The sequence below is a fragment of the Pseudomonas karstica genome, from assembly GCF_009707515.1.
Lineage (GTDB): Bacteria > Pseudomonadota > Gammaproteobacteria > Pseudomonadales > Pseudomonadaceae > Aquipseudomonas > Aquipseudomonas karstica.
Genome location: NZ_WLYI01000024.1, coordinates 52,434 through 77,942, shown reverse-complemented (window position 1 = coordinate 77,942; position 25,509 = coordinate 52,434). Strand labels below are relative to the sequence as shown.

The 25,509-nt window shown below is 60.2% G+C and carries 18 protein-coding genes; 9 read left to right on the top strand and 9 right to left on the bottom strand.

The window, feature by feature from the left end:
• Positions 1–34: 34 nt before the first annotated feature.
• A complete protein-coding gene (locus GIR22_RS17710; RefSeq protein ID WP_154744591.1) occupies positions 35–1,618 on the bottom strand; it encodes a peptide chain release factor 3 in 1,584 nt (527 codons plus the stop codon).
• 340 nt (positions 1,619–1,958) lie between these two features.
• Between GIR22_RS17710 and GIR22_RS17705 the strand changes: the two genes are divergently transcribed.
• From GIR22_RS17705 to GIR22_RS17685, 5 genes are all read left to right on the top strand, one after another.
• Entirely contained in the window at positions 1,959–2,675 is a 717-nt protein-coding gene (locus GIR22_RS17705) for an ABC transporter permease subunit (protein ID WP_178122334.1), read from the top strand.
• A 20-nt stretch (positions 2,676–2,695) separates the two neighbouring features.
• Positions 2,696–3,589: a glycine betaine ABC transporter substrate-binding protein gene (locus GIR22_RS17700; protein WP_154744589.1), complete on the top strand. Its 894-nt coding sequence runs from the start codon at positions 2,696–2,698 to the stop codon at positions 3,587–3,589.
• Between the two features lie 11 nt (positions 3,590–3,600).
• Positions 3,601–4,254, top strand: coding sequence for an ABC transporter permease (locus tag GIR22_RS17695; RefSeq protein ID WP_154744588.1), 654 nt, complete (start codon positions 3,601–3,603; stop codon positions 4,252–4,254).
• Positions 4,251–5,408 (top strand): osmoprotectant ABC transporter ATP-binding protein OsmV, encoded by a 1,158-nt coding sequence (locus tag GIR22_RS17690; RefSeq protein WP_154744587.1) that lies wholly within the window; start codon positions 4,251–4,253, stop codon positions 5,406–5,408. The genes GIR22_RS17695 and GIR22_RS17690 overlap by 4 nt, the downstream gene beginning before the upstream one ends.
• A 442-nt stretch (positions 5,409–5,850) precedes the next feature.
• Positions 5,851–7,014 carry a type III PLP-dependent enzyme gene (locus tag GIR22_RS17685; RefSeq protein WP_154744586.1) on the top strand — a complete coding sequence of 388 codons (1,164 nt, stop codon included), beginning with the start codon at positions 5,851–5,853 and terminating at the stop codon, positions 7,012–7,014.
• 106 nt (positions 7,015–7,120) lie between these two features.
• On the opposite strand, the gene GIR22_RS17680 is transcribed toward GIR22_RS17685, so the two are convergent.
• Positions 7,121–7,876, bottom strand: coding sequence for an SEL1-like repeat protein (locus tag GIR22_RS17680; protein WP_178122333.1), 756 nt, complete (start codon positions 7,874–7,876; stop codon positions 7,121–7,123).
• A 2-nt stretch (positions 7,877–7,878) separates the two neighbouring features.
• Positions 7,879–8,559, bottom strand: a complete 681-nt coding sequence (locus GIR22_RS17675; protein ID WP_154744585.1) for a Fe2+-dependent dioxygenase — start codon at positions 8,557–8,559, stop codon at positions 7,879–7,881.
• 215 nt (positions 8,560–8,774) lie between these two features.
• Here GIR22_RS17675 and GIR22_RS17670 point away from each other — a divergent pair, with 215 nt between their 5' ends.
• Both GIR22_RS17670 and GIR22_RS17665 read left to right on the top strand, forming a co-directional pair.
• Complete coding sequence (locus GIR22_RS17670; protein ID WP_154744584.1) at positions 8,775–11,054, top strand: TonB-dependent receptor; 2,280 nt, start codon at positions 8,775–8,777, stop codon at positions 11,052–11,054.
• A 170-nt stretch (positions 11,055–11,224) separates the two neighbouring features.
• Positions 11,225–13,750: a PepSY domain-containing protein gene (locus tag GIR22_RS17665; protein ID WP_178122332.1), complete on the top strand. Its 2,526-nt coding sequence runs from the start codon at positions 11,225–11,227 to the stop codon at positions 13,748–13,750.
• Positions 13,751–14,493: 743 nt separating this feature from the next.
• On the opposite strand, the gene GIR22_RS17660 is transcribed toward GIR22_RS17665, so the two are convergent.
• The 4 genes from GIR22_RS17660 to ptsP all read right to left on the bottom strand — a co-directional run bounded on the left by GIR22_RS17660 (position 14,494) and on the right by ptsP (position 21,641).
• Positions 14,494–16,035: an alkaline phosphatase D family protein gene (locus GIR22_RS17660; RefSeq protein WP_154744583.1), complete on the bottom strand. Its 1,542-nt coding sequence runs from the start codon at positions 16,033–16,035 to the stop codon at positions 14,494–14,496.
• An 81-nt stretch (positions 16,036–16,116) separates the two neighbouring features.
• A complete protein-coding gene (locus GIR22_RS17655; protein WP_154744582.1) occupies positions 16,117–17,829 on the bottom strand; it encodes a PTS fructose-like transporter subunit IIB in 1,713 nt (570 codons plus the stop codon).
• Positions 17,830–17,840: 11 nt separating this feature from the next.
• Complete coding sequence (gene pfkB, locus GIR22_RS17650; RefSeq protein ID WP_154744581.1) at positions 17,841–18,782, bottom strand: 1-phosphofructokinase; 942 nt, start codon at positions 18,780–18,782, stop codon at positions 17,841–17,843.
• On the bottom strand, positions 18,783–21,641 hold the full coding sequence (gene ptsP, locus GIR22_RS17645) for a phosphoenolpyruvate--protein phosphotransferase (RefSeq protein ID WP_154744580.1): 2,859 nt from the start codon (positions 21,639–21,641) through the stop codon (positions 18,783–18,785).
• Between the two features lie 292 nt (positions 21,642–21,933).
• Here ptsP and cra point away from each other — a divergent pair, with 292 nt between their 5' ends.
• A complete protein-coding gene (gene cra / locus GIR22_RS17640; protein WP_154744579.1) occupies positions 21,934–22,929 on the top strand; it encodes a catabolite repressor/activator in 996 nt (331 codons plus the stop codon).
• Between the two features lie 2 nt (positions 22,930–22,931).
• Positions 22,932–23,708, top strand: coding sequence for a TatD family hydrolase (locus tag GIR22_RS17635; protein WP_178122331.1), 777 nt, complete (start codon positions 22,932–22,934; stop codon positions 23,706–23,708).
• Between the two features lie 214 nt (positions 23,709–23,922).
• Here the strand turns inward: GIR22_RS17635 and ampE are convergent, their stop codons facing one another.
• Positions 23,923–24,759 carry a regulatory signaling modulator protein AmpE gene (ampE, locus tag GIR22_RS17630; RefSeq protein ID WP_154744577.1) on the bottom strand — a complete coding sequence of 279 codons (837 nt, stop codon included), beginning with the start codon at positions 24,757–24,759 and terminating at the stop codon, positions 23,923–23,925.
• Complete coding sequence (gene ampD / locus GIR22_RS17625; RefSeq protein ID WP_154744576.1) at positions 24,756–25,319, bottom strand: 1,6-anhydro-N-acetylmuramyl-L-alanine amidase AmpD; 564 nt, start codon at positions 25,317–25,319, stop codon at positions 24,756–24,758. Before ampD ends, ampE begins: the two co-directional genes overlap by 4 nt.
• Positions 25,320–25,509: the final 190 nt, after the last annotated feature.

Genomic DNA, 25,509 nt, shown 5'->3' with positions numbered 1-25,509 from the left:
TCACAGCTTCGCCCTTCTATCTACCGCTCAAACCTTAATGATGTTCACGAGTTGCGCGGAACTTCACGTCCGGCCAGCGTTCTTCCATCAGCGCCAGGTTGACCCGGGTCGGGGCCAGGTAGGTCAGGTGGCCGCCGCCGTCGATGGCGAGGTTTTCGACCGCCTTGACCCTGAACTCTTCGAGCTTTTTCTTATCACTGCAATCGATCCAGCGCGCCGAATACACGGTGATCGGCTCGTAGGAGCACTCGACCTTGTATTCATCCTTCAAGCGACTGGCCACCACATCGAACTGCAGCACGCCCACGGCGCCGAGGATGATGTCGTTGCTGCGTTCGGGGAAGAACACTTGGGTCGCGCCCTCTTCCGCCAACTGCTGCAAGCCCTGACGCAATTGCTTGGACTTGAGCGGATCGCGCAGACGCACACGGCGGAACAGTTCCGGGGCGAAGTGCGGGATGCCGGTGAAGCTCAGCACTTCGCCTTCGGTGAAGGTGTCGCCGATCTGGATGGTGCCGTGGTTGTGCAGGCCGATGATGTCGCCGGCAAAAGCTTCTTCCAACTGCTCACGCTCGGAGGAGAAGAAGGTCAGGGCATCGCCGATGCGCACGTCCTTGCCGGTGCGCACATGGCGCATCTTCATGCCTTTTTCGTATTTGCCGGAGCAGATGCGCATAAAGGCGATACGGTCGCGGTGTTTTGGGTCCATGTTCGCCTGGATCTTGAACACAAAGCCTGCAAATTTCTCTTCCACCGGCTCTACAGTACGTTCGTTGGCAACACGGGCCAGTGGCTTGGGTGCCCAGTTGACCACCGCGTCGAGTACGTGATCGACGCCGAAGTTGCCTAGGGCAGTACCGAAGAATACCGGCGTCAGTTGACCATCCAGGAACTCTTGCTGGTTAAACGCGTGGCAGGCGCCCTGCACCAGTTCCAGTTGGTCGACAAAGCGGTCGTACTCGTCGCCCAAATGGGCACGAGCCTCGTCGGAGTCGAGTTTCTCGATGATTTTGACTTCGGTGCGTTCGTGACCGTGACCGGCGGTGTAGACAATGATGTAGTCGTCGGCCAGGTGGTACACACCCTTGAAGTCGCGGTAGCAGCCGATCGGCCAGGTGATCGGCGCAGCCTTGATCTTCAGCACGGCTTCGATCTCGTCGAGCAGTTCGATCGGGTCACGGATGTCGCGGTCGAGCTTGTTGATGAAGCTGACAATCGGCGTGTCCCGCAGACGGCAGACGTCCATCAGCGCGATGGTACGTGGCTCGACGCCTTTACCGCCATCGAGGACCATCAACGCCGAGTCCACTGCGGTCAGGGTGCGGTAAGTGTCTTCGGAGAAGTCTTCGTGACCCGGGGTGTCCAGCAGGTTGACCATATGGTCGCGATACGGGAACTGCATGACCGAGGTGGTAATGGAAATACCCCGCTGCTTCTCCATCTCCATCCAGTCGGATGTGGCATGGCGGTCGGACTTGCGGGATTTCACCGTGCCGGCCACTGCGATCGCCTTGCCCATCAGCAGGAGCTTTTCGGTGATGGTGGTTTTACCGGCATCGGGGTGGGAAATAATGGCGAAAGTGCGGCGTTTCGCGACTTCGGCGGCCTGGTGGGTCATGGGAAATCGCCTGGCAGGTGAGTCAAAAAAGGGCGGCGAGTATAGCCTAAACCGGGGTTGAGCGACCACCGCTCGACCGGTTGCCCGTGCCAAAAGGGTGGCTAAATGCTGCCAAATATGGAACCTTTTAAAAGGTGGAGGCGTCCACTCTCCTGTTACCGCACTCATAACAGGGGCTGAAAAATCAGCAAGTTAGCCTGACGAGGCTGCGCTCATGGCTCGACCTCATGCCGTCTGACCGGCATTGGCGAGTTGCATTTCGCGACCACATTCACCGGCTGCCAGGAATGGCAATGCCACAGGGGAATGTGTTCGCCGACAGAAATAAAGGAGTCTGCCTGTGGCTATTCGCTATGGCAAAGGGCTGATAGGAGGTGCGGTTGTCGTCGCTCTCCTGGCCCTGCTGGTCCACTGGATCGGCATCAACACGTTCGAGATGTACCGCGACGATTTGTTGTTTTACCTGCAAGCTCACCTGATTCTTGTCCTGGTCTCCATGCTGGCCGCCCTGATTGTGGGGATCCCCGCCGGTATCCTGCTTAGCCGACCGAACATGGTCGGGCGCGCAGAACGCTTCATGCAAATCTTCAACATCGGTAACACCATCCCTCCCCTGGCGGTACTGGCCATCGCCCTCGGCATCCTGGGCATTGGCAGCGGCCCTGCGATCTTCGCCCTGTTTCTCGCCTCGTTACTGCCCATCGTGCGCAACACTTATGAAGGCCTGAAAAACGTCCAGGGTTCCCTGAAAGAAGCCGCCGTCGGCATCGGCATGACCCCACGCCAAGTGCTGTTTCGCGTGGAACTACCCAACGCCGTGCCAATCATCATCGGCGGTGTGCGCGTGGCCCTGGCGATCAACGTCGGTACCGCACCGCTGGCGTTCCTGATTGGCGCCAACAGTCTCGGCAGCCTGATTTTCCCGGGCATCGCCCTGAACAATCAGCCGCAACTGCTACTCGGCGCAGCTTGCACCGCGCTGCTGGCCTTATTGCTCGACGGTCTGGTGACCATGACCAGCCGCCTCTGGCTGGAACGCGGATTGCGCGCGTCTTAAGGCTTGGCAAAGGAATCAACATGAAAAAACTGACTTTGATACTAGGCTGCATCCTGCTGTTGGCAGGTATTGCGCAAGCCGCTGAAAAACCGGTGATCCGCATCGGCGCCCGGGTGTTTACCGAACAGACCCTGCTGGCCGAAATCACCTCCCAGTACCTACGCACCAAGGGCTATGACACCCGCGTGACCAGCGGTCTGGGCAGCAACCTGGCGCGCAGTGCCCAGGAAAGCGGGCAGTTGGACATGCTTTGGGAGTACACCGGCGTGTCGCTGGTAGCCTACAACCATGTCGACGAGAAACTCGACAGTGAACAGTCTTATGCCCGCGTGAAAGAACTCGACGCAAAAAAAGGATTGGTCTGGCTGTCGCCGTCGAAATTCAGCAACACCTACGCCCTGGCACTGCCAGAGAACATGGCCAAGCAATACCCGCAGATCAATAGCATCAGCGACCTGACCCGCGCCCTGGCCGAAGACTCCGGGGAAAATCGCCTGGTAGCCCTGGACACCGAATTCGCCAACCGCTCCGACGGCCTGGCGGGCATGGTCAAGCTGTACGACATGAACCTGACCCGCAAGAACACCCGGCAGATGGACGCCGGCCTGGTCTACACCGCCCTGCGTAACGGGCAAGTGTTTGCGGGCCTGGTCTATACCACCGACGGTCGTCTCAACGCCTTCAAATTGAAGGTACTGGAAGACGACAAGCATTATTTCCCTGACTACACCGCAGCGCCGGTGGTGCGCCAGGTTTATCTCGACGCCCACCCGCAACTGGCCGCTGACCTCAAGCCGCTGGCGGCGCTATTCGATGACGAAACCATGCGCGAACTCAACGCACGGGTCGATGTTGACCATGAAAGCCCATCCGTTGTCGCAGCAGACTTCCTGCGCCAGCATCCAATCAACTAAGAGGAAAAGACATGGAATTTTTAAACGCCTTTTCCCATCTTGACTGGACACAGGTCCTGCACCTGACCTGGCAGCACATCACCCTGGTCGGTATCGCAGTGGTCCTCGCAATTGTCGTCGGCGTGCCCCTGGGTGTGCTGATGACCCGCTTCCCGACACTGGCCGGCCCGCTGCAAGCCAGCGCCACGGTGCTGCTGACGGTGCCATCCATCGCCCTGTTCGGCCTGCTGCTGCCGTTCTACTCCAAGTTCGGCCAGGGCCTGGGGCCAATGCCGGCGATCACCGCCGTGTTCCTCTACTCCCTGTTGCCCATCATGCGTAACACATACCTGGCACTCACGGGCGTGGAGCCGGGCATTCGCGAAGCCGCTCGCGGCATCGGCATGACCTTCGGCCAGCGCCTGCGCATGGTCGAGTTGCCCATTGCCGTGCCGGTGATCCTCGCCGGTGTGCGCACCGCCGTAGTGATGAACATTGGTGTCATGACCATCGCCGCCACCATCGGCGCCGGTGGCCTGGGTGTACTTATTCTGGCTTCCATCAGCCGCAGCGACATGTCGATGCTGATCGTTGGCGCCGTGCTGGTCAGTCTCCTGGCCATCTTCGCCGACCTGCTTCTGCAATGGCTGCAACGCTCGCTGACTCCAAAAGGATTGCTCAAATGATCGAACTTCAAAGCCTGTCCAAGACCTTCCAAAGCAACGGCAAGACCATCACCGCCGTTAACGACGTGAGCCTGACCGTCAACGAAGGCGAGATTTGCGTATTCCTGGGGCCATCGGGCTGCGGCAAGAGCACCACGCTGAAAATGATCAACCGCCTGATCCGTCCGACCTCGGGCAAGATCCTGATCAACGGCGAAGACACCACCGACCTCGACGAAGTGACCCTGCGCCGCAATATCGGCTACGTGATTCAGCAGATCGGCCTGTTCCCCAACATGACCATCGAAGAAAATATCGTGGTCGTGCCCAAATTGCTGGGCTGGGACAAGCAAAAATGCCACGACCGCGCCCGCGAGTTGATGAGCATGATCAAGCTGGAGCCCAAGCAGTACCTGCACCGCTACCCGCGTGAGTTATCTGGCGGCCAGCAACAGCGGATCGGCGTGATTCGCGCCCTGGCGGCCGATGCGCCGTTGCTGCTGATGGACGAGCCGTTCGGCGCGGTCGACCCGATCAACCGCGAGATGATCCAGAACGAATTCTTCGAGATGCAACGCGCGCTGAACAAGACCGTGATCATGGTCAGCCACGACATCGACGAAGCCATCAAGCTGGGAGACAAGATCGCCATCTTCCGCGCCGGCAAGCTGTTGCAGATCGACCACCCGGACACTCTGTTGGCCCACCCTGCCGACGAATTCGTCAGCAGCTTTGTCGGCCAGGACAGCACCCTCAAGCGCCTGTTACTGGTAAAGGCCGAAGACGCGGCGGACAACGCACCCTCGGTGAGCCCGGAAACCCCAGTGGCTGATGCCCTGGAGCTGATGGATGAGCATGACCGCCGCTACGTGGTGGTCACCGATGGCGAGAACAAGGCGCTGGGTTATGTACGACGCCGCGACCTGCATCGTCAGTCCGGTAACTGTGGCCAATACCTGCTGGAGTTCAACGCCACGGCGGCGTTTGACGAGCACTTGCGCATCCTGCTGTCGCGGATGTACGAGTTCAACCGTTCATGGTTGCCGGTGATGGATGCCGAGCGGGTATTCCTCGGGGAAGTGACCCAGGAGTCGATTGCCGAGTACCTGAGTTCCGGCAAGTCCCGTGGCGGCAAGACCAGCATTGTTTCACCGGCCGAGACTGCCCAGGCCTGACCCGATATAAATTGTAGGAGCGAGCTTGCTCGCGAAGAACATCAACAATAGCACTGGCATCCTGAATGTACGCGGTGCCCTGGCGTTTTTCGCGAGCAAGCTCGCTCCTGCATTCCACATTCCGGGGAACATCAATCTGTCACACCGGTCGGCTACATAAGTAGCTGCACAGCACCACACGACGAACGCATGCAAAAACGCGACATTTTTAGTTGATCTCAAGCCTCTCACGCCCTAAAGTTCGCGCCGAACGTCCATGCTGGAAACGATCCATCCGGCTCAAGTACTGACGACGAGACAGCAAGGCCAAGGGAAACTTGATCCCGTGGCCTTTTTTGCTTTCGGCGACATGCCTTGGGAAGTAGGCGAACCAAAGTGGGGATACGGAGGACGTTCATTTGCACCCATTGATCAATCTAGTTTGCCGTTAGGAGTTCCCAGCATGTCGATCAAGGTCGAAGACTATTACGCGCGCGAAACCTTCCAGAAAATGAAGGCCTTCGCCGACACGCAAGAAACCCCGTTCGTGGTGATCGACACCGCGATGATCAGCCAGGCCTACGATGACCTGCGTGCCGGTTTTGATTTCGCCAAGGTGTATTACGCGGTCAAGGCCAACCCGGCCGTCGAAATCATCGACCTGCTGAAAGACAAAGGCTCGAGCTTCGACATCGCCTCGATCTACGAGCTGGACAAAGTGATGGACCGTGGCGTCAGCGCCGACCGTATCAGCTACGGCAACACCATCAAGAAATCCAGGGACATCCGCTACTTCTACGAGAAGGGCGTGCGTCTGTTCTCCACCGACTCCGAAGCCGACCTGCGCAACATCGCCAAGGCCGCCCCGGGCTCGAAAGTCTATGTGCGCATCCTCACCGAAGGCTCGACCACTGCCGACTGGCCCCTGTCGCGCAAATTCGGCTGCCAGACCGACATGGCCATGGACCTGCTGATTCTCGCCCGCGACCTGGGCCTGGTGCCTTACGGCATCTCGTTCCATGTCGGCTCGCAACAGCGCGACATCAGCGTGTGGGACGCGGCCATCGCCAAGGTCAAAGTGATCTTCGAGCGCCTGAAAGAAGAAGACGGCATCGTTCTCAAGCTGATCAACATGGGCGGCGGCTTCCCGGCCAACTACATCACCCGCACCAACAGCCTGGAAACCTACGCCGAGGAAATCATCCGCTTCCTCAAGGAAGACTTCGGCGACGATCTGCCGGAAATCATTCTTGAACCGGGCCGTTCGTTGATCGCCAACGCAGGGATCCTGGTCAGTGAAGTGGTATTGGTTGCGCGTAAATCCCGTACCGCCGTCGAGCGTTGGGTGTACACGGATGTGGGCAAGTTCTCCGGCCTGATCGAAACCATGGACGAAGCCATCAAGTTCCCGATCTGGACCGAGAAGAAAGGCGAGATGGAAGAAGTGGTCATCGCCGGCCCGACCTGCGACAGCGCCGATATCATGTATGAAAACTACAAGTACGGCTTGCCGCTGAACCTGGCGATTGGTGATCGTTTGTACTGGTTGTCCACCGGCGCCTACACCACCAGCTACAGCGCTGTTGAATTCAACGGTTTCCCCCCACTGAAGTCGTTCTACCTGTAAGTAGCTGCCCCTGTAGGAGCGAGCTTGCTCGCGAAGATCGTCAACGATAACGCGCCCATTCTGAATGAACGCGTGGTCCTCAGGTTTTTCGCGAGCAAGCTCGCTCCTACAGAACAGTCAGTAGCTTCAAGCGTCGCTGGTAATCCACAGCCATTGCCCGAATTTGCGGATCATTGGCGGCCGACAATGCGTTGTAAGCCACCCGCAAAAACTTTAGATTCCCGCCCGCCAGTGCCTTGCGCAACCATTCCAGCGCAGCATCGATCTGGCCTCGGTCAGCCAACACTGCCGCGTAACTGAACTGCCCACGAAAATCCCCGCCTTGCGCTGAGCGTCGATACCACTCAACCGCCGCATCCAAATCCTGCGGGCAGAACTGCCCTTCTTCCAGATACCGTCCCAGCAAGTTCATCGATTTGGCATGACCCAACTCTGCCGCTTGTCGATAACACATCAGGGCTTGCTGCTGATCGCAGGGCACACCCCTCCCGGTCGCCTGCAGGTTGGCGTAGTTGTACAAGCCCCAATCCAGGCCGGCTTGCGCTGCCAGGCGATATTCCCGGGCGGCCGTCCCGGAGTCGGCGGTACAGCCCCAACCATGCTCAAAGCAACGACCGGCCATATTTCGCGCCATCACATGACCACCCTGGGCCGCGATCTGGAACCAGCGCAGCGCCAGCGCCTCATCACGTTCAATGCCGCGTCCTTCCAGGAGGATTTGCCCCAGCAGCGCCTGGGCGTCAAGCAGGCCCGCCTTGGCCGCCATCAGGATCGCCTGGGCGGCGCGTGCCGGGGATTCGTCGAGCATGGCGCGCAGTTGCTCGCCGTCGAGAACTTCTTCACGGTGCACTTGAAAGCCCACAGTCAAACCTCGACCCAACGGCGCAACAGGTTGTGATAAGTGCCAGTGAGTTGGATCAGTGCCGGGTGATCGGGCACATCCGCAGTGAGTTGCCGGATAGCACCGTCCATTTCAAACAACAAGGTGCGCTGGCTGTCTTCGCGCACCAGGCTCTGGGTCCAGAAAAATGCGGCGTAGCGGGCGCCACGGGTCACGGCGTTGACTTTATGCAAGCTGGAGCCGGGGTACAGCACCATATCGCCGGCTGGCAGTTTGACCCGCTGCACGCCGAAGGTGTCCTGGATTTCCAACTCGCCGCCGTCGTAGTCGTCTGGGTCGCTGAAAAACAGCGTGGCGGAAAGGTCGGTGCGCACCCGCTCATGGCTACCCTTGGGCTGGCGCACGGCGTTGTCGATGTGGAAGTCGAAACTGCCACCGGCGGTGTAACAGTTGAGCAACGGCGGGAAAACTTTGTGCGGTAACGCCGCTGACATAAACAACGGATTTTTCCATAGCCGATCCAGCATCGCCGCACCGACTTCCTGGGCCAGTGGATGACCTTCCGGCAGTTGCAGGTTGTGTTTGGCCTTGGCCGATTGATGCCCCGCGGTGATTTTGCCGTCGGCCCAATCGGCCTGCGCCAGGGCTTCGCGGATGCGCAGCACTTCCTCGCGAGAGAACAAGCCGGGAATGTGCAGCAACATGGGGCAATACCTGGGGCAAAGGGACGCCAATGGTATTGATTCTTATTGGGTGTGTAAAACCCTGTTCGGCGCTTCTGACGAACGAGATCGTGAAAACCGTAAGTAAAAAGTGTAAAGAATGTAAATTCAACGCGAATAGTAATGTATCGCAATTGATAGAAATACTTGTTCACCCTATATTCCGCGACCTAACATCCTTGGGGAAAGGACACGTCATGTCGCGCACTTCTATAAAAACACCGGTCAATTCACCTCGCTTGCTGGCTTCGGCCATCGGCGTTGCCATCAGCGCCAGCTCTGCAGCCCACCTGGCTCAAGCGGCCGAAGACACCAGTCAAAAAGGCGAGCGCGACAGCATTTCCCTGGGTGCGACCAGCATCACCGGGCAAGAACAGGACGCAACGTCCTACCAGGTAGAAAAAGCCTCTTCGCAAAAGTACACCGCACCGCTGGTGGATACCCCGCGCTCGGTCACCGTGGTAGCGCAGCAAGTCCTCAAGGACACAGCCGCCACCTCGTTGCAGGACGCCTTGCGCACCGTACCGGGCATTACCTTCGGCGCCGGCGAAGGTGGCAACCCTCAAGGCGACCGTCCGTTCATTCGCGGTTTTGACGCCCAGGGCGACACCTACCTCGACGGTGTGCGCGACACCGGCGGGCAGAGCCGGGAAATTTTCGACATCGAGTCCATCGAAGTCAGCAAAGGCCCCAACTCTTCCTTTGGCGGTCGCGGCTCGGCCGGTGGCAGCCTCAACCTGGTGAGCAAGACCCCACAGGCGCGGGACTTCCTCAATGGCGGCTTCACCTACGGTTCCGACCAGACCCGTCGTTATGTACTCGACGTCAACCGTCAGTTCCTGGACAACGCCGCGTTCCGCCTGAACCTGATGAGCCACGAACAGAACGTGGCCGGTCGCGACACCATCAACTACGACCGCTGGGGCGTGGCCCCATCGCTGACCTTCGGCCTGGGTACGCCAACCCGCGTCAACTTCAGCTACTACCATATGGAAAGCAATGACCTGCCGGACTCGGGGATTCCATATGGCTACAGCTCGCCGACGGCAACAGCACACGTTCACGACAAACCGACCGACGGCGGCGACAGCAATAATTTCTATGGCTTGAAAGATCGCGACTTCCGCAAGACCCGCGCCGATATCGCCACGTTCTCCATTGAGCACGACCTGAACGACAGCATGACGCTGAAAAACACGTTGCGTCATGGCAGCACCGGGCAGGATTACATTCTTACTCAACCGGATGACAGCAAACGCAATGTCAGCCAGTTCGGTACTGTTTGGCGCCGCGCCAACGCACGGGTATCCACCACCACCACCACGACCAACCAAACCGATCTGTTTGGCAGTTTCCAGGCCCTGGGCTTCAAGCACTCCTACTCCACCGGCCTGGAATTCACCGGTGAAGAAACACGCGTCAGTGGCTATGACTTTGGCACGTCCAACGGCGCACAGGTCTGTAATCCAGGAAGCACACCAAGCTGCACATCACTCGCCAACCCGAATCCTGGCGATGCGTGGGATAGCAGCATCGCGCGCAACTACTACGGCACCAACACCAAGGCCACCAGCCGCGCCGCCTACGTATTCGACACCATCGAGCTCGATCCGAAATGGCTGTTGAACGTCGGCCTGCGCTACGACACTTTCGACACCGAAGCCAACACCAACGCGGCAGCCGGCAGAACCAAGGTCAAGGACGACAGCCAGTTCTTCAACTGGCAGGCCGGCCTGGTCTGGAAGCCTCTGGAAAACGGCAGCATCTATACCTCCTATGCGACCTCGGCCTCCCCGGCCGGCGGCCTGGTGGGTGAAGGTGCTGATCCCAATGGGTTCGTCACCGGTATCAACACCAGCGACCTGAAACCCGAAGAAACCGTCAACTACGAGTTGGGCACCAAGTGGGACTTGTTCCATAGCCGCCTCTCCCTGACCGCCGCGGTGTTTCGCACCGAGAAGAAAAACGCCCGGATCCTGGTGGACTCCAACACCTATGAAACCGCCGGTGAATCCCGGGTCGACGGCCTGGAGTTGTCGGCCAGCGGCAAACTTACCGATAAATGGCAAGTGTTCGCCGGCTACAGCTACCTGAAAAGCGAGCTGGTTGACCCAGGTAAAAACGGTAACCGCGCAGGTGCTGTCACTGCTGGCTCCAACAAAGGCAATGAAATGCCCAACACACCAAAGAACTCCTTCAGCCTGTGGACCACCTATGAGGTGACCCCGAAACTGACTATCGGCGGCGGTGCGTTTTATGTCGATGAGGTCTACGGCGATGCGGCCAATACCGTATACGTGCCCTCCTACACCCGCTACGACGCCATGGCCAGCTACAAGCTGACCAAGAACGTCGACCTGCAATTGAACGTACAGAACCTGACCGACAAGACCTACTACGACAAGGCTTACGCCTCACACTTCGCCAACCAGGCAGCCGGTCGTACGGCGCTGTTGACCACCAGCTTCCACTTCTGACGCGGGGTCCCTGTAGCCGCTGATGCCAGCGGCTACAGGGACTTGGGCAACGACAAAGCCCCACGTACCGGATGCGTGGGGTTTTTGTGTGTAAAACAGAATGTTTCTCGAACACCCACGGCATAATGCGTGCCGTGACGAATATATCCCGATGAACGAGGCCGCCCGACGTGTTGAAGAAAACCCTGTTCCAGTTGCATTGGTTCTTCGGCATTACCGCTGGGCTAGTGTTGGCATTGATGGGGATTACCGGGGCCACAGTCTCGTTTCAGGATGAAATCCTCAAGGCACTCAACCCGACGGTGCTCACCGTAGAGCAGCGTCCGGCCGGAGTTTTGCCGCCGGCCGAACTGGTGCGCAAACTTGAGGCCCGCGAAGGCAAGGTGGTGTCGATGCTTTGGGTGACGCGCGAAAGCGACAGCGCCGCCCGGGTGTTCTTCACCCCGCCGCCAGGCGAGCGGCGTGGCCAGATGCGCTACTTCGACCCGTACACCGGCAACTACATGGGCGACGCCCTCGGCCAGGACTTCTTCGGTTTCGTATTGAAACTGCACCGCTTCCTGGCCATGGGCGACACCGGCCGGCAAATCACCGGTGCCTGTACGTTGATTCTGGTGTTCTTCTGCCTGTCCGGCCTGTACCTGCGCTGGCCTCGCCAAGTGGCGAGTTGGCGCGTCTGGTTGACCCTGGACTGGCGCAAAAAGGGCCGCAGTTTCAATTGGGACCTGCACTCGGTATTCGGCACCTGGTGCCTGCTGTTCTATCTCTTGGCGGCGTTGACCGGCTTATCGTGGTCTTACGAGTGGTACAACCAGGGCCTCAGGAAACTGTTGTCGGATGCCCCGCAAAACGAGCGTATGCGCAAGCGCGGTCCGCCTCCTGAAGGCCCGGCACCCGTGGCCAACTACGAGGCGATGTGGAGCAGCATCTACAGCAATGCCGGCCCGACGTTGAGTACCTACAACATCCGTATGCCGGCCGTCGCCGGGCAGCCGGCCACGGTTTTCTATCTATTACAGGACTCTCCCCATGACCGGGCGCTGAACCAGATCACCCTGGACCCGGCCACCGGCGAGGTCAAACGCCATGATCAATACGCCAGCAAAAGCCTGAAAGCACAGTTACTGACCAGCATTTATGCACTGCACGTCGGCAGTTACTTCGGCCTGGTGGGACGGATCATGCTCACCCTTACCGCGCTGTGCATGCCGCTGTTCTTTATCACCGGCTGGCTGTTGTACCTGGACCGTCGCCGCAAAAAGCGCCAGGTCCAAGAGGCTCGTAAAGGCCTGGGTGAAAACCACAGCGACGCTCCTGCCTGGTTGATCGGGTTCGCCAGCCAGAGCGGCTTTGCCGAACAACTGGCCTGGCAAACCGCCGGGCAGTTGCAAGCCGCAGGTTTGCCGGTGAAGGTGCAGCCCTTGGGCAGCGTCAGCGAAGAAGACTTGCGCCAATCGAAAAATGCGTTGTTTGTGGTCAGTACTTTCGGTGACGGTGAGGCACCAGACAGCGCACGCGGTTTCGAACGCAGCGTATTGGGCCGTGACCTGTCCCTCAAAGGCTTGAACTACTCGGTATTGGCTCTGGGTGATCGCCAGTACCAGCACTTTTGCGGTTTTGCCCGGCGCCTGCACTTCTGGCTGACCAACCAGGGCGGCAACCCGTTGTTTGCCCCGGTTGAAGTCGACAGCGGCGACAGCGAGGCCTTGCTGCATTGGCAACAGCAGCTGGGTCAACTGACCGGTCATGCACCGACCGCTGCGTGGGCCAGCCCACACTACGAAAATTGGACCTTGAGCCAACGCGTTCTGCTCAATCCGCACAGCAGCGGCTCTGGCGTCTATCTGCTTGGGCTGACACCGCCAGGCCCACAGACCTGGCTGGCCGGGGACTTGGTAGAAGTACTACCGCGCAATTGCCCCGGGGCCATCGAACACTTCCTCGCCGGCCTCGGCATTGCTGGCAGCGATGGAGTGATGCTGGACGGTCTGGCACAGACCCTCAAACAGGCTCTGGCCAGCCGCCAGCTCCCGGACAATCGCGCCCATCTGGTGGGCCTGCATGCCCAGGCGCTGGTCAATGCGCTGGTGCCTCTGGCCATGCGCGAATACTCCATCGCCTCGATTGCCAGCGACGGTGTACTGGAACTGATCGTGCGCCAGGAGCGTCACCCCGACGCCAGCCTCGGCCTGGGTTCCGGCTGGCTGACCGAGCACGCCGCCATCGGTTCGGGCATCAGCCTGCGCGTGCGGCGCAACAGTGGCTTCCATTTGCCTGATACGCCCGCGCCGCTGATTCTGCTGGGCAACGGCACCGGCCTCGCCGGATTGCGCAGCCTGCTCAAGGCGCGAATTGCCGACGGCCAGCAACGCAACTGGCTGCTGTTTGGGGAACGTCATATCGCCCACGATTACCACTGCCAGGACGAACTGCAAGGTTGGCTGGCCAGCGGTGACCTGGCGTTGCTGGACTTGGCTTTTTCTCGGGACCAAGCGGAAAAAGTCTACGTTCAGGACCGCTTGCGTGAATCCGCAGAGGTGCTGCGTAAGTGGTTGGCGCAGGGGGCGGCGATTTATGTCTGCGGCAGCTTGCAGGGCATGGCGGCCGGGGTGGATCAGGTGTTGGTGGATGTGTTGGGCAGCGAGGCGGTGGAGCGGTTAATCGAGCAAGGTCGCTATCGCCGGGATGTCTATTGACCCTATCAAGACCCAGGCGACTGCTGCGCAGCCGATCGCAGGCTGCGCCAGCGGCTACAAGTGACCAGTGATCGACGGTCCTTGTAGCCGCTGTCGAGGCACGAGGCTGCGATAAGGGCCGAAGGACCTTCAACAATCTCAAGACCCAAACGACTGCTGCGCAGCCGATCGCAGGCTGCGCCAGCGGCTACAAGTGATCGGTGATCGACGGGCTTCTGTAGCCGCTGTCGAGGCACGAGGCTGCGATAAGGGCCGCAGGACCTTCAACAATTTCAAGGCCCAGGCGACTGCTGCGCAGCCGATCGCAGGCTGCGCCAGCGGCTACAAGTGATCAGTGGTCGACGGTCCCTGTAGCCGCTGTCGAGGCACGAGGCTGCGATAAGGGCCGCAGGACCTTCAGCGATCTCAAGACCCAAACGACTGCTACGCAGCCGATCGCAGGCTACGCCAGCGGCTACAGGTGATCGGTGATCGGCGGCCCTTGTAGCCGCTGTCGAGGCACGAGGCTGCGATAAGGGCCGAAGGACCTTCAACAATCTCAAGACCCAAACGACTGCTGCGCAGCCGATCGCAGGCTGCGCCAGCGGCTACAGGTGATCGGTGATCGGTGATCGGCGGCCCTTGTAGCCGCTGCCGAGGCACGAGGCTGCGATAAGGGCCGAAGGACCTTCAACAATCTCAAGACCCAAACGACTGCTGCGCAGCCGATCGCAGGCTGCGCCAGCGGCTACAGTGACTGGCACTCAAACCGGCTGCAATTTCTGTTCGAACACCGAGATTCCATCCAAGTCCCGCAGGATCACCGTCAGCTCAGCCGTCTGCCCATCAATCTGCACTTCCCCAAAAAACTGGAAGCCAGCAAACGGCGAGGTGTTTTGTGCCGGTGGTGCTTTTTCGAACACCACTTGCGGGCCAAAGGTCTTGTCCAGCGGATTAGGCCCAAAACTACCAGCATTGAGCGGCCCGGCGACAAACTCCCAAAACGGCTCGAAATCCTGGAACGCAGCCCGATCCGGGTGGTAGTGATGGGCCGCGCAGTAATGCACATCGGCGGTCAACCACACATGGTTGCGTACCTCTTGCGCCCGCAGGAACGCCAACAGTTCGGCAATTTCCAACTCGCGCCCCTGGGCCGGGCCCGGGTCGCCATTGGCGATGGCTTCCCAGCGCGGCACACCCGGGCTGACTTCACCGTCGGGCACACCGAGACCGATGGGCATGTCGGCGGCAATGACTTTCCACTGGGCCTTGGAGGCCTTGAGTTCACGCTTGAGCCAGTCCAGTTGCTCACGCCCCAGGAAGGGTTTTTCGCCCCCCAGGTTGTCGTCGTTCGGCCCCCGATAGCTGCGCATGTCGAGCACGAATACATCCAGTAGCGGCCCATAGCTGAGCTTGCGATAGATGCGCCCACCTTGGTCGGCGCTCTGCAGGCGCATCGGTGCATATTCCAGCCAGGCCTGGCGCGCTCGGCCAACCAGGGCATTGACGTCTTTGGTCTGGTAACGATCATCCAACTGCTTGCTCGACGACCAGTTGTTGAGCACTTCGTGGTCATCCCACTGCCAGATCTGCGGCACTTGGGCGTTGAAGCGGCGGATGTTTTCGTCCATCAGGTTGTAGCGATAGTTGCCGCGGTATTCGTCCAGGGTCTCGGCGACTTTGCTTTTGGCTTCGGTGGTGATGTTGCGCCAGATGCGCCCACCTTCAGTGGGCAATTGAGCCGGCACCGGGCCGTCAGCGTAGATGGTGTCGCCACTGTGGATAAAAAAGTCCGGCAAGCGCAAGCGCATGGCTTCGTAGATACGCATGCCGCCGATGTCCGGATTGATGCCAAAACCTTGGCCAACGGTGTCGCCGCTCCAGACGAAACGGATGTCGCGGCGCTGTTGCGGCACGCTGCGCAGGTGGCCGAACCAAGGTTCACTGGCGACGCCAGTCTGGGCGTCTTCGAAGTGCACGCGGTAGAAAATCGCCTGGTCGGCGGGCAGCCCGGTCAGTTCAACCCGGGCAGTGAAATCAGTACGGCCGTCGGCCAGGGGCGAGATGAAACGGCGTGGGTTGCTGAACACGCTACGGGTGTCCCACTCCACCACCATCCGCGCCGGGCGGTCGCTGCGGCTCCAGATCATCGCCCGGTCGCCCTGCAGGTCGCCGGACTGCACGCCGTCGGTGAGTTGCGGCCGGTCCTTGACCGAGGCAATCACCGCCGGCGCCAGGCCCGGTAACAACAGGCCGGCGCCGACGGCTTGCATCACACGGCGGCGACCGAGGTCAAAGTGGTTCATGGTGGGTTCCCCTCGCTGGACCAAAAGGGGAACTTAAACACGCGGGGATGAAGCAGATATGACAGTCCTGTATTAACCGCGTCAGGCCTTGGCGGCCGCGACGCTTAGCTCAATTGCCTCAGGTCGCTTGAGCAGCGCGTAGATCACCGCCGTCAACAAGCTCCCGGCCACAATCGCCAGCAAATACAACAGCGCATGATTGATCGCATTGGGGATCAGCATCACAAACAGCCCGCCATGGGGCGCCATCAACTTGCAACCAAAATACATCGACAGCGCACCGGTCAATGCACCACCGGCGATGCTCGCCGGAATCACCCGCAACGGGTCCTTGGCGGCGAACGGGATAGCCCCTTCGGAGATAAAGCACATGCCAAGGATCAACGCCGCCTTGCCCGCTTCGCGCTCGGTCTGGGCAAACTTGCGTCGCGCCAGGAAGGTGGCGATGGCCATGCCAATGGGTGGCACCATGCCCGCGGCCATGGTGGCAGCCATCGGCGCACCGCTTTGTGCCGCCAGCAACCCGACGGAAAATGCATAAGCCGCCTTGTTGATCGGACCGCCCAAGTCAACACACATCATCGCGCCCAGCAGGATGCCCAGCAGCACCGCGTTGGCCGTGCCCATGTTGCTGAGAAAATCCGTCAGCCCCGTCAGCATCTGTGCCACCGGCGGGCCCACCAGGTAGATCATCACCAAGCCGGTGAACAGGCTCGCCAACAATGGAATGATCAGGATCGGCTTGAGGGCTTCAAGGCTTTGCGGCAGTCGTACCACACGGCTGATCGACTTTACGCAGTAACCCGCGAGGAATCCCGCGAGAATCCCGCCGATAAATCCGGCGCCCAGGGTGCTGGCCAGCAGGCCGCCGATCATCCCCGGTGCCAGGCCCGGGCGGTCAGCGATTGAGTACGCGATATAACCCGCCAGCAACGGCACCATCAGCATGAATGCTTGATCGCCAACGGTTTTCAGGGCCGCCGCCAGCGTGCCTTTTTCTTCAAAAGCCTGGATCCCAAAAACGAAGGACAAGGCGATTAACAGACCGCCCGCCACCACCATCGGCAGCATGAACGACACACCGGTCAGCAGGTGCTTGTAGACCCCGGTCGTCTCGGGCTTGGCCGTTGCGCCACTGGCGGCGCTTTCCTGCTTGCCTTCGGCCAGTGCTTTATTGAGGGTGGCTTCTGACTGCTTGAGGGCAATGCCGGTGCCACAACGGTAGATCTTCTTACCGGCAAAACGCTCAGTGGCGACTTCGATATCGGCTGCCAGCAACACCACATCCGCGTCACGAATCGCTTCCGGGCTCAACGGTGTACGCGCACCGACCGAACCCTGGGTTTCCACCTGCAGCTCATACCCCAGGCGCTTGGCCGTCTGTTGCAAGGCTTCGGCGGCCATGAACGTGTGGGCAACGCCGGTCGGGCAGGCGGTGATCGCCACAATGCGCGGCGTGCTTTTAGCCGGGGCCTGATCAGCCACTTGCACCTGAGCTTCCTCGGCGCCCCGGCGCAACACTGCTTCCACATCCTGCAACGCCTGAGCCGGCGTGCTCTGGAACACTCGCTTACCGACAAAACGCTGCCTATCCACCGGCGTACTGCTGACCAGCAACACCCACTCGGCAGCCTCGATGGTCGCAGCAGACAACTGGCGCTCCGGGTGCTGCATATCGACCACTTCGACACTGGTGCTCCACCCTTGGCGCTGCGCGGCGGCGTCCAACAAGCGGGCGCACAGCACACTGGTGACCATGCCGTTGGGGCAGGCAGTAACAATGGCTAACTTCATGAAAAACCCTCTTATTGTTCTGTCAGCGGGCGCACGCGAACGCCGCTTTCGAGACGCGCCAACTGCGCGTCATCGCTGATACCGAAACCGATCTGCGTCACCGCCAGCGCGGCAATGGCCGTGGCCCGGCGCAAAGTCGTTTCAGGCACATCGAAGTTGAGCAAACCGTGGAGCATTCCGGCCAACAGCGAATCCCCCGCACCCACGGTACTGGCGACACTGACCTTGGGCGGCGTAGCGTGCAATGCCGTGCCGGAGCTGAACCAGTTGACGCCATCGGCGCCGTGGGAGATCACCACATGCTCGATACCTTGGCTATGCAAACGCGCGGCGGCTTGCACCTGCTGCATGACCGAATCCATCGGGCAATCCAGGGCCTCGGCCAGTTCCATGGTATTGGGCTTGATCAACCACGGGCCAATATTGAGCCCGGCACGCAAGGCCTCGCCGCTGGTATCCAGGACGACTTTGAGCCCCTGGTTTTTCAGTTGCACCAGCAGCCCCTGCAACCACTGCGGGCTCACACCAAGGGGCAGGCTGCCAGCAACCACCACGGCGTCGTGCCCGGGCGCAATGCGTGCCAGTTGATCGAGCAACGCCTGTTGCGCCTGCTCACTGATCACCAAGCCGGGTCCATTAACGTCGGTGACTCGCCCGTTGTGCTCGACAATCTTGATATTGCTGCGGGTTTCTCCCGGCACGCGAATGAAGGCATCGACAAAACCACGGCGAGCGATCAACGTTTCGAAAGCTTGTAGATTGTCCTCACCCAAAAAACCACACACGGTCACCTGGTGACCCAGGTCCGCCAGCACTTGGGCGACGTTGACGCCCTTGCCGGCCGCATGGGTGATCATGGCTTCGCTGCGATTGACCTCGCCCGGTTCCAGGCGCGCCAGTGGCACCGTCAGGTCTAACGCCGGGTTCAGCGTCAGGCTTAGGATTCTTGCCATTTACACGGCCTCCACAAGAGCACGCACTTGCGCGGGAGTACCCACCGCCAAGGCTTGTTGCGCCAAGTCCTGGGCCTGGCTCAGGGTAAATTCGCGCACCCGGGCCTTGACCTCTGGGATGCTGCGGGCCGAGACGCTCAGCTCATCGACACCCAGGCCGACCAGCACCGGGACGGCCAACGGGTCCGCCGCCAATTCCCCGCACACACCGACCCATTTGCCATGGGCATGGGCCGCGCGCACGGTGATATCGATCAACTGCAACACCGCCGGATGCAAGCCGTCGGCCTGGGCCGAGAGGGTTGGATGACCACGGTCGATGGCTAGGGTGTATTGCGTCAGGTCGTTGGTGCCGACGCTGAAAAAGTCCACCTCCCTGGCTAGCACTGGCGCCAGCAACGCAGCCGACGGGACTTCGATCATGATGCCCAGTTGCAAGTCGGCCACCGGAATCTCCAGGCGCAGGCGCTCAGTCATGTCCCGGGCCTGGCGCCATTCGTCGACGCTACCGACCATGGGGAACATGATCCGCAATGGTCGATTATCCGCCGAGCGCAGCAGCGCACGTAATTGCGCTTCCATGATCTGTGGTCGTTGCAAGGTCAGGCGAATGCCGCGCACGCCGAGGAACGGGTTTTCTTCCTTGGCTATCGGCCAGTACGGCAATGGTTTATCGCCACCCACATCCAGGGTGCGCACCACCAGCGGCCGACCGCCAAGGCCATCGAGCACCCGACGGTACTCGGCTTCCTGGGTGGCTTCGTCGGGCGCCTGTTGATGGGCCATGAAAATCAGTTCGGTGCGCAGTAAGCCAATGCCTTCGGCGCCCTGCTCTACCGCGCTGGCCACGCCGGTGCTTTCACCGATATTGGCGAACACTTCCACGGGGTGACCGTCGCGGGTCAAGGCTGGCTCGTGACGCTGGTTGGCAGCGGCTTGCAGGCGTTGCTCACGGGTGTCGCGCTCAACCGTCGCACGCTGCAAAGTCGCGGCGTCAGCATCGACATGCAGGCGACCACGCTGGCCGTCCAGCAGCAACGGCGTACCCGCTGCCAGCAGCAACACCGCCGGGCCTGCACCCACCAACGCCGGTATGCCCAAGGCACGGGCGACAATGGCGCTGTGAGCAGTGGCGCCGCCACGGGCGGTGAGAATGCCGGCAACGCGTGCCGGGTCAAGACGGGCCACGTCCGAGGGGCCGACTTCATCCATCACCAGGATGTAGGGTTCATCCGGTTCCTGTGCGGTCTCGACGCCACACAATTGCGCCAGCACCCGACGGCCGATGTCCCGCAGATCGGCGGCGCGTTCAGCCAATAATGCATCCAGCAAGGACTCCTGCTGCCTCGCAGCGGCTTCTATCACGCTCATCCAGGCCGCTTCGGCGCTTTCGCCTTGCTTGAGGCGAGTGTCGACATCGTCGGTGAGTTCCGGGTCGTCGAGCATTTCCTGGTGGGTGATGAAGATCTCGCGGATGGCCTTGGATTTGCTGCGTTCGACCAAACCCTGGATATCACGGCGCACATCAGTCAGGGCGGCGTGCAGGCGTTGGCGTTCGATGGCGGCCGACTCACCACGCAGCGGGTACTCAAACGGTTGCAGTACCTGGATATGCGCAGGGCCAATGGCGATACCGGGCGCGGCGGCGATGGCCTGGACCAGGCTACCGGCCAATGGAGCACTGACTTGGGGTTGGAGGTCGACGACTTCCTGCACGGAGCTCCCGACAGGCAATGGCTCGACGTCTTCACCGAGCCCCGCTTCGACGGCCGCTAACATGGCGGGCAATGCATCACTGGCAATGGCAGGTTCGGCGACAAACTCCAGCACCTGGCCACGCCGGGCGCCGAGGCTCAGCAACTTGCTCAAGCTCTTAACCGACACGGCGCTACCTTGGGCGTCGACGATACGCACGCGGATTTCTCCAGTAAAACTTTTCGCCAGTTGCGCGAGGATCTTTGCCGGACGTGCATGCAAACCGTGCGCGTTGGCCAAGGCGATTCGCGCGTTGGGCCAATCGGCGGGCAGTTCGCCACCGAGTACTTCCAACACCGCGCGGCTGCTGGTGGCACGGCCCAGTTCCTGGCCCCGGCCTTCGATCAGCAATGCGCACAGGCGTTCGAGCAAGGCCTGGTGGGCTTCGCCAAGACTGGCCAGGCAGAACAGGCCGCTCAGGGGCTGGCCGAGGTAACGCATGGGTTTGTCCGGGGTGACGAACGCCAGTCCCGGCCGCTTGACCGTTTGCTCGCTGTGCAACCACCACAGGCCGTCGCCCAGCGGCAGCGCGTCAACCTGTTGCAGTACGGCAGCAAAGCCATTACTCACGCAGTCGGCCTGGCGCAGCAGGCGGGCGCCGCGCCATACCAACTCTTCAAAATCATCGGCGGACACCCCAAGGCTGATCATCTGCGCATCCAGCGCCAGTTCTTGCGGCGCGCCTTGCAGCAGTTTCAGCAGCGCTTCAGCGGAACTGGCGCGACGCAACGCCTGGCCCAGATCAGTTTCACCGAGCGCGCGGGTCAGCAGTTGCAGCAGGCGTAGGTGTTCGTCGGATTTGGCGGCAATGCCGATCGCCAGGTAGACCATCTGGCCATCACCCCAATCCACCCCTTCGGGAAACTGCAGCAGGCGCACGCCAGTGGTGAACACCTGATCGCGGGTTGCGGGAGTGCCATGGGGGATTGCGATACCTTGGCCAAGAAAGGTCGAGCCTTGGGCTTCACGGGCTTGCAGGCCACTCAAATAACCTTCGGCGACCAGACCGTCGGTCACCAGTTTGTCTGCGAGCAAGCGCAAGGCAGCAGACTTATCCACAGCTGTCTGGCCCATGGATATCTGCTCGTTGGTGAGCTCAAGCATGCCGTTCTCCTAGTTAGTGCGCCGGGCGCACTAGGTATTATTTTGAATAAATCAGCACAAGCGCGTTCTAAAAAATTGACTGGGTGTCATCTGGCAGAAAAAAACCAGTCGCGATAATCGAAAAAATACGCCTGCTGAAACGTTTAATCTAGAGATCATGGCAGAGTACATGTTAATTCATCGGGCTTGAAGAGCCGCTCGACGCTTGAGCAGAGACAATAGTCGTCTACTGGAATCGGGTACGATTGGACAAGATGTCGGGGCAAGCTCTGAAAAACAAGGAAATCCCGGTTTGAAACTCAGTGATATCGCGCGCCTGGCCGGTGTGTCTGTAACCACCGCCAGCTATGTCATCAACGGCAAGGCCATACAACAACGCATCAGCAGCGCAACCGTCGAACGGGTGCGGGCGGTGGTTGAAGAACATGGCTTTACGCCCAATCCTCAGGCCGCCGGGCTGCGCAGCCGGCACACCCGTACCCTGGGCTTTATCCTGCCGGACCTGGAAAACCCCAGTTACGCACGGATCGCCAAGCTATTGGAACAAGGTGCCCGGGCGCGCGGCTATCAATTGCTGATCGCCAGCTCCGACGACGATGCCGACAGCGAACGCCAGTTGCTGCAACTGTTCCGCGCACGGCGCTGCGACGCTTTGTTCGTTGCCAGTTGCCTGCCGGCCGACGACGACAGTTACCGTGAGTTGCAGGCCAAAGGCCTGCCGGTGATCGCCATCGACCGGGTGATGGAGCCTACGCAGTTCTGCTCGGTGGTCAGCGATGACCGCCAGGCATGCCGGCAGTTGACCAGCAGCCTGCTACGCCCCGAGCCCCGGCAAATTGTACTGATCGGTGCCCGGCCAGAGCTGAGCATCAGCCAGGAACGCGCCACCGGTTTCAAGGACGCGCTGAAAGACTTCAACGGTGAAGTGTTGATCGAACAGGGCGAGGCATTCAGCCGTGACTGTGGCCGACACCTGATGGAAGAATTACTGCAACGCCTTGGGCATTTGCCCGAGGCGTTGGTAACCACGTCCTACGTACTGCTGCAAGGCGTCTTCGACGCGCTGCACGACTTCCCGCTGCAGTCCCGGCCACTGCGCCTGGGGACATTCGGTGATACACAACTGCTGGACTTCCTGCCGTTGCCGGTCAACGCCATGTCCCAGCAGCATCAGTTGATGGCCGAAACCGCGTTGCGCCTGGCTTTGGCGGCCATTGAAGAACAGCAGTACCAACCGGGAGTCCATGGGATCAGCCGGACCTTCAAGCAGCGAATTCACGAGGCCTGAGCGTGGAGCTGATCGACAGCCACACGCACTTGGACTTTCCTGCCTTCGATGCTGATCGCAGTGACGTCCTCAGTCGCAGTCGCCAATTGGGTGTGCGGCGCATGGTGCTGCTGGGGGTTTATCAGCAGAACTGGCAACGCGTATGGAACCTGGTGCACGAAGATACGGATTTGTATGCGGCTTTCGGACTGCACCCGGCGTACCTCAATGACCATCGGCCAGCCGACCTGACGGAACTGGGAGATTGGCTGACTCGCTTGAAAGGCCATCGCCAGCTGTGCGCGGTGGGTGAAATCGGCCTGGATTACTTCCTCGAACACCTGGACCGCGAACGCCAGCAGGTGTTGTTCGAGGCCCAATTGCACCTGGCGGTGGACTTCCAGTTGCCGGCGCTACTGCACGTTCGGCGCAGCCATGCGGCGGTAATCGCGACCCTTAAACGTATTCGCCCTTCCCGGGGAGGCATCATCCATGCTTTCGCCGGGAGCCTGGAAGAAGCCCGCGAATACAGCAAGCTTGGTTTCAAACTGGGCCTGGGCGGCGCCGCAACCTGGCCTCAAGCCTTGCGCATGCACAAGGTCATTGCCCTATTGCCGCTGAACTCGGTGGTACTGGAAACCGACTCGCCGGACATGGCGCCCGTCATGTACGCCGGCCAGCGCAATAGCCCCGAACACTTGCCCGACATCTGCACAGCGCTGGCCGAGCGAATGGGTATCAGCCCGTCAGCGCTGGCCGAGGCGAGCACCCGTAACAGCCGTGAGCTGTTCAACTGGTAAATCCCGAGCGGATTGATTGCACGTGGATAAGGTGAAATAAATTTTCACCCATTATGGCGACGAAAAAAGCTCCCTTTTTATTTTTATTGGGAACAAGACATAAGGCAAATAGCCATTATTTGGCACCATACCTATATCGTTCAATCAAAGGAGTTTTGTAACTTAACGATCGTAGCCGCTGCCGAGGTACGAGGCTGCGACTACGCGATGTATATCAAGGAAGAACGGTCCACAGGGCAAAGCCGGCATACCACAACACTGCGCAGCGCAGCAGCAGTTCCCAGATCCGGTCCAGGCTGATGATGCCATCGACACCGACTACCGGTGGCGGGATTTCACCGGCTGCCAGACCTACTTTTTCCACCAGTTGCGCCGCGCTGATATCCCAACTGAGCAGTTCGTGGAGCATCACCCGGCTGACCGCGACAAAATTGCCCACCAAGGCGAAACTCGCCGCCAACAAGCGCACCGGTAACCAGTCGAAGGCATGCCGCAGTTGTGTCGCACGCTCCACCACCAGCGGATTCTTGCCGTGCTCACTGGCCAGCGCCAGCAGACGATAAGCCAGGGCGGCCACGGGCCCCAGCAGGAAATACCAGAAAATCACCGCGAAGAAGCTTTGATAGGCCTGCCATAACAAATGGCCCTGGACCCGCTCCAGCAGTTGTTCGCCGCTGTCGGCACCGACGTTCAGGTCACGTTCGGCCACATGCTCGGCCGCTTGTAGGTCCCCACGACGCCAAGCGTCACGAAACGGTCCAAGCCCGGCTAATAGATCGCCACGCCCCAGCGCATAAATCACCACCAACAAATGCACCGGCAATGCCAGCAAGCCATAGGCCACCGGCTCCAACACCAATAGCAACAGCCCCAACACTGCCACGGGCAACAGCACCAACAGCAGCAGAATCAGCCACGGCTGTTTGCCCAGACGCTCGCTGGATTCGAGCTTGGCCAGTTCGCGCAACCAGCCGCCGTCGCGCTGTACTCTATGGCGCAACGCCGAAAACTTCTCGACCCACACCGCCAACACCAACACCAGAAAACTCATTGTGCTTGTCCTCCATCCTGCAAGGCGCCGCGAAAGCGTGCCCAATCAAAAGCTGATCCAGGATCCGTCTTGCGTCCTGGGGCGATATCACTGTGGCCACAAATGCGCTGGCGGGTGATGCCCTTATAAGCCGCCAACAACTGGCGGGTCAGCTCGATCAAGGACTGGTACTGGGCATCGGTAAAGGGCAAGTCATCCGTGCCTTCCAGTTCGACTCCCAGGGAGAAATCGTTGCAGACCTCACGCCCCTCGAAACTCGATATGCCCGCATGCCAGGCCCGGTCGAGACAGGAAACAAATTGCGTGACAGCGCCATCACGCTCAATCAGAAAATGCGCAGACACCCGTAAGTCAGCAATACCTTCAAAGTAGGGATGTTCCGTGACATCCAGACGATTCTGGAAGAACTCCAGCACCTTGCCCGTGGCGAACTGCGCTGGCGGCAAGCTGATGTTATGCACCACCAGCAGGGATATCTCACCGCCGGGGCGTTCATTGAAGTTAGGCGATGGGCAATGACGGATGCCATGGCACCAACCACTGGCGGGGTCCAACTGCATACAGGGTTCCTTGAGCCAGGTTGAGGTGGCCCAGTATGCCGCGTTCGACCCATTGGATGCGATCACTTGGCGCGATTGCGCCAGCAAACTCTGTAGTGGCCTTGTAAAAAGCACCGATTGCTCGCCGGTAGCGCCTGGCACCTTGGGTTAGAGCACGGCCTGCCTCTATAATCGAGGCACTTAGTTTGTG

Coding starts and splice junctions, on each gene's coding strand:
- GIR22_RS17700 (WP_154744589.1), top strand. CDS start 2,696: ATGAAAAAACTGACTTTGATACTAGGCTGCATCCTGCTGTTGGCAGGT.
- GIR22_RS17670 (WP_154744584.1), top strand. CDS start 8,775: ATGTCGCGCACTTCTATAAAAACACCGGTCAATTCACCTCGCTTGCTG.
- GIR22_RS17675 (WP_154744585.1), bottom strand. CDS start 8,559: ATGTTGCTGCACATTCCCGGCTTGTTCTCTCGCGAGGAAGTGCTGCGC.
- ampD (WP_154744576.1), bottom strand. CDS start 25,319: ATGCAGTTGGACCCCGCCAGTGGTTGGTGCCATGGCATCCGTCATTGC.
- ampE (WP_154744577.1), bottom strand. CDS start 24,759: ATGAGTTTTCTGGTGTTGGTGTTGGCGGTGTGGGTCGAGAAGTTTTCG.
- pfkB (WP_154744581.1), bottom strand. CDS start 18,782: ATGGCAAGAATCCTAAGCCTGACGCTGAACCCGGCGTTAGACCTGACG.
- GIR22_RS17655 (WP_154744582.1), bottom strand. CDS start 17,829: ATGAAGTTAGCCATTGTTACTGCCTGCCCCAACGGCATGGTCACCAGT.
- GIR22_RS17660 (WP_154744583.1), bottom strand. CDS start 16,035: ATGAACCACTTTGACCTCGGTCGCCGCCGTGTGATGCAAGCCGTCGGC.
- GIR22_RS17710 (WP_154744591.1), bottom strand. CDS start 1,618: ATGACCCACCAGGCCGCCGAAGTCGCGAAACGCCGCACTTTCGCCATT.
- ptsP (WP_154744580.1), bottom strand. CDS start 21,641: ATGCTTGAGCTCACCAACGAGCAGATATCCATGGGCCAGACAGCTGTG.
- GIR22_RS17695 (WP_154744588.1), top strand. CDS start 3,601: ATGGAATTTTTAAACGCCTTTTCCCATCTTGACTGGACACAGGTCCTG.
- GIR22_RS17685 (WP_154744586.1), top strand. CDS start 5,851: ATGTCGATCAAGGTCGAAGACTATTACGCGCGCGAAACCTTCCAGAAA.
- GIR22_RS17690 (WP_154744587.1), top strand. CDS start 4,251: ATGATCGAACTTCAAAGCCTGTCCAAGACCTTCCAAAGCAACGGCAAG.